Below are 5606 nucleotides of genomic sequence, written 5' to 3'. Positions count from 1 at the left end.
AAAAATACCAAACATGCTTCTTGTCACCATAATCAAATCGGCTTTAAAGTGATCCCCGATTAGATAAGTTTTATTATTTTTATCTGGGCTTATAAAGTAATCCCATGTTTAATAATTAAAAAGTGTCGTTATTCACTTTATCGACAAAATAGTCAAAGTGATTTGAGCTATATTGAGCCTACTTGCATATCGATGGAATCGATTCATTATTTTCAACATATCCAGTTAATAAATACACTATTGGGCTTGCAGATCCTTTGCTCATTTCATGCATTGTTAACGCCTCACATCTTGAACTGCTAAGTTAGTAATTGCTACTGGGACTAAAGTTCTCATGCCCCAGATTCCTTTTTCTTTAACTAACGCCTCTGTTTGCTCACCTGTTAGTATGTTTTTTGTTCTGATGACACGCTCAGAAAGATAAAACCCATTTTCATCACGTTCTTGCGAGTGCTTTATTCTATACTCTAATTGATAATCTTCCTCTGGAGAGAAAATTATCCCGCCGCCAGTTCCTTCTTCCGAATTTTCTATTTCAGGATTAGCAATATTCACCCAGTGAAAATGCGCCTTTGGTCTAGCGTGAGTCATAAACGCTAAATACTTACCATCAGGTGAAATACGGTGGTTTCTCATTTCCCACTTACGTGGAAAACCAAAATTAACTTTGCGAACTACTTCACCATTAAACTTATGTATCCAAAAGCCATCGTGCTTTACAGCTAAAAACTCTTTATCTCCCGGGAGTAAAAAAGCAGCGCCGCTGTGATGAATTTGCGGCCGAGAGGTTAGCTCCCCTGTTGGTACATTGTAATTAAAGTTTTTGCCATCTGAGTAAAAAATGACGTTTTCACTGTCTGAGGTCCAGTTAAACCACGGGTAGCCGCCCCCGCCTGACATGGTAATTAGCTTTTTCTCTTTAGTATCGTAAAGCTGACGAGTTGCTCTATCATTTATATAACCCGAAATAGCAATATAACGGTTATCTGGTGAGCGAGCTGGTGCATGTATACTAATAGATTCAAGCTTTTGAAATACCTCTTCTGGAATAATACGGCGCCTGTCTGAGCCATCTAACCTTGATGACCACAGTGTGCGTACTTCACTGTATTTGTATTTATTCCAAAACATTAACCGTGGGGTTGAAAATGTATCTGCATCACCATACACCTCTTCGCGTATTTCTAATGGCCACTCAGGGTGGTTTTTGTGCTCTTTAGCCCATGGGTATTTAGCAACATCAACTTCTACTTGTGGTGAACTTTGCGATGAGGGCTCTGAGCAACCGCTTAGCAATAAGCTAAAACAAACGCTGAGGGCGCAAAGCACGCTGTGATTTTTTAAAACCGTCATTATTAAAATCCTTTTAAACTGTTAAAGTACCGAGCCGTTCTGCACACTATGCCCATACCCTAATAAATAAAAAAGCTCATATTCATGAGCTTTTTTATTCTTACTATAATTGCGCTGTTGCGCTCAGTTATGTTGGTAGTAACTACTTAAATTACGAATAAATTTATTCGCTTTTAAAAGCTCCTAGCGGCCTTACTTTCCTCTTTGTAGCATCTTCAACAAACCACTGTTTCACTTCATCTTCAGTCAACCCTTCCTCTGACAAGCGCTTATATAGGTCTTTTTGTGATGGGGTTGAATGATCGCTATTTAGCTCAGCGGCTAATTCTTTTAAATCAGCTTCTGGTAGTGTTTTACCCCAAGGCAAATTGCTATTTGTAGGATTCGGTAGTGGTAACTTTAACTGCAAGCCATGGTTGCTAATTTTATCGGTCATCGAACCGATATCATTAAAATTAAAGCCCGAATTTCCCGCTGAGTTAAAGCTAGCTATACCTAGCTCCATCGTATATTGCCGGTCTTCTTTGTCAGTAAATATATCACTAAATTGGCTTGTAAATATGTCTCCAAAAGGCCTTAAGCCGTTTACTTCAACACGCTTCGGTGAGTCATATTTCAAACTAAAATTTGCAGCAAAAACAAAAATCTGCTCTTCACCGGCAAATGCTTCAGCGTCTTTATTATGCCAATCAAGCAGCGCTCGACCCTGTTTACCTTTTTCGTTATCAGAGCCTGCGTTATTCAATAATTCAATTAACTCTTCATACTCTGGGCCTACCTGCTCATCAATTTTGCACTGGTTGTCATACCACTTATCCTCAAATTGATAGTCATCGTCATGCCATATGTCCACCATTTTATTTAAAATACGCTCTGTTTTATAACCTTTATTTGCATTACGTGTAGCCTTGCCTAAATAGCAAAGTTTTGACTGATACTTCGGGCCTTTATCATTAATACCAATAGTTTGCTGCAGTATTAAATCACATGGCACACTACGCCAATCTAAACCAATTAATTTTTTGGTATAATTATCAGACTCTAGCTCTGTACAGGTCGCTACAACCATAATATCGACTTGGGTATTCCAATCAAAGTCATCAAATATTATGTCATCGCCAAACTGGCGTACTTTAAACCCTAAACTTTGTGCGGCAGCAAATTCACTCTTGAACAAACGAATAACTTGCCCTTGCCTTTGTATTTTACTGGTTATTAAATAAGGTTTACCCTCACCACCAAAGCGCACCAAAATTCTAATGCTTTTTTCCCCAGCAAAAAGCTCTGGATATACAAAGCTTGAGCTACTGCTCGTTAAAAAATCTTTTATTAATAGTGACTCTTCATTACCACCATTCCGCTTTGTATTTAAATCAACATAAAACTCATTCGCCACAAACTTGTTTTTTAAGCCTAAGGCATAGAGGGCCTCCGCAGTGCCAGACTCAAAAATCATCTCATCACTATTATCTTTACGCTCCCCCATTAGTGGCAATACAACCTTACTGCTACTACCAACTTGTGCACCAATGTAATAACGCATATCAGAAAAATTGTCATCTTGATAATATTCAAGTGCAGAGTCGTTTATAATCGAGTAAAAGGCTTCTTCGTGCACCATAGGCTTGGTACCTAAATACGTTTTTGGCCCTAATTGAAAAAATGGTGTAAATACACAACCAAACTTTCCTGCAAAATGCTTTTCATTCTCTAATAGCTCAGACTCTACAAGCGGCCTTACAAGCTCTTTATAAGCAAGTTCGTTATTTATTACGCCATCACAGCGCGTTACTTCGAATGTAATAGGTGCAATACCGGTCATCGTGTCGTTAAATACAACAAGAACACGAATCGGGGTGAATGGCGTTAAACGCTTTAGTTTATTGGCAATAATTGGCAACCATTTTTTTGAAGTCTGGTCTTGATAATATATAGCGCTGTGGTGATAGCTCGCCTCACCATAGTCAGAAAACACCGGCTCAAATGTGTTTGCAAAGCTTTCGAGGTATTTACTGCCTTCTTTTTCTTGCGTGGCAAATGTGTGAATGGGGAAGTAATTTTGAAATTCAGCCGTAATATAATTATGCTCACGCGCTACTGTTGGCACCGTCATCATATAAAAACCATACGGGTTAGATTGCGATTGCAAATAAAGCGTGTTTTCAGGATCTGTAACTGCGGCTTTACGTGCCGCTTTATCTAGCAAGCTGTAGTTGTCACTAAAGCCGTAAAGTGCTTTTTTATCACCATCGGTACTTTGCTTTTGACTGGTAATGCTATCAATTAAAAATACCCAAAATGTATCCATCCTAATTGATGCACCAGGTAAATTAGGCAGTGCCCAGCTATCACCTAATAAAAAGTTTTCTATGTATTGTTTTACTTTATAGCGCTCTAAGTTTGAATAATACTGGCTTTTATCACCTTCACGCTGGGCCCTAAGTAGTAACCCCATAAGGCCCGATATGGCCTCTGAGCGCAACCTAAATTGAGCTGCCCATTGTGTACTTTGTTGCGTTTTTCCGTCTTTATTATATTCACTTAATAGCTCATGCATCATACCTTGGTTAGCTGCACACTCTTGGCCTAAGCGTTTATCTCGCTGAATTTCTGCGTAATAATGTTTACAGGCGTTATCGAGGAGTGCTTCATCCATTAAATTCGCAGCCGACGTAGCAATAACGCCACCCGCTTTTATTACCGCAACTGCCGCGGCAATGGGAGCTGTTATTGGGATAAATGCCATAACACCCAGAGCAATGTTAATCATTTGCCACGCCATATCGTCGCCTGTTTCATCTACTTTTATATCATTGGCTACGGTTAAATTACGAAAGCGCTCTAGGCTATCCATACCTTCACGAGACGGGCAAACATTTATTTGGCTAATAGCATACGCCGCAATATGTACACGGCGGTTTTGTACTCGGCTTGCCTCATCTTTATTATTTATAAGTGGTTGAGTATAACCTAGCCCAAGCACTTCAATACGCGCTTCATCAATGCCTGCTTGGGTCACTAAAATGTCCTTGACAGCCTCTGCTCGTCGCTCAGACAACGCAATATTATAATCGTAATTACCTATATCGCAGGTGTGGCCTGCCACAGTTACTTTAAGGTTCTCATTTTGCTTAAGCGCTTTTATAACGGCCTCGCTTTGCTGCAAAATAGCATTGCGGTAATCATCGGTTACTTGCTCGCTATTAAGCGAAAACGTTCCTTCAATTACGACATCTTTTACAATTTCTTTGGCACTTAAATGCTCAAAGTAATCGTTAGCAACTGTTTTATAGTGCCGTTTAGCTTGCGCTAAATTAGGGATATTTGTACCAAATTGCTGCAACGTAGTTTGCCCAAGCGCTGCAATATTTGTGGTTAAGTCAGCTATATTGAGTGCATTACCTGCTGCATCCATTGCAACCTTAGGAATGCCAAGCTTTTTACTTAAACTTTTATTATAGCTTTCCATTGCTGCTGGTGTGTTAGCTGGTAAACGCCACAAATTTTCTGCAAGTGCTTGCCGCCAAGCATCGGTTGTAAAGGCTGCGCGAGCTTCACGTAGCTTTTTCCAAGCATCCTGCCCATCTTGCATAGCAAACACGGCATCTAGCGTTGCTTGAATGGTTGTATCAGCGTTCGCTCTTAAATGATCATGTAAGGCTTTCGCTACTTTACTCCCTAAAACAAATTTACCATTAGTGGTAAAATTACCATTACTCGCGCTGGCGGTTATATCGGTATTTATTAATCCTGCAGCTAATTGTGCACGTCCTTTTGCTACAGACCAGCCATGGCAAAAGCTCTCAAAGCCACTGGCTATTTTTATTGGTTCATCACTAACTTTGGCGCGGCCAATTTCTTTACCGCTTTCATCTTTAATACTAATATTTTTAGGGTCATAGGTAGCATGCTCGGTTTTTAAATCTTTCGCATAGCTTATTAAGTGGCTATAAAAGCGAGGAAATTGCTTTATTATTGCCTCTTCAACCGAAAGCGGGTCGCAGTTAATTACATCAAACTCACCCGCTTCATTTTTTATATCAAAGTGGATCATTTCGGCAAGTTCGTAGTAATAATATGTGCCATCGTATTGGATGGACTTTGTACACCAATGGACGGATTGATCTTTTAGTAACTTCTCTTCAAGCCTTATTTTGATTCTGTATAACCCTTTTGGGAGCTGCTTATTTGTGCCAGATATGACCGCTAAGTTCGTTTCAGAATCGAAAGTAGCTGCTATATCCTTACCTTTT

The 5606-nt window shown here is 39.7% G+C and carries 2 protein-coding genes; both read right to left on the bottom strand.

All coding sequences use genetic code 11. The features are described from left to right. Positions 1–276: 276 nt before the first annotated feature. The gene (locus H5072_RS10515; protein WP_182693496.1) at positions 277–1353 is read right to left on the bottom strand and encodes a PD40 domain-containing protein; all 1077 of its coding nucleotides are present in this window, start codon (positions 1351–1353) and stop codon (positions 277–279) included. 163 nt (positions 1354–1516) lie between these two features. After that, a partial coding sequence (locus H5072_RS10510) for an OmpA family protein (protein ID WP_182693495.1) occupies positions 1517–5606 on the bottom strand: 4090 nt, incomplete at its 5' end.

Origin of the sequence: Pseudoalteromonas sp. SR45-5 (assembly GCF_014163565.1) — a bacterium.
GTDB classification, from domain to species: Bacteria; Pseudomonadota; Gammaproteobacteria; order Enterobacterales; family Alteromonadaceae; genus Pseudoalteromonas; species Pseudoalteromonas distincta.
Note: the sequence above shows the minus strand (reverse complement) of the source record. Positions and strands in the feature narration are given on the sequence as shown.

Coding starts and splice junctions, on each gene's coding strand:
- H5072_RS10515 (WP_182693496.1), bottom strand. CDS start 1,353: ATGACGGTTTTAAAAAATCACAGCGTGCTTTGCGCCCTCAGCGTTTGT.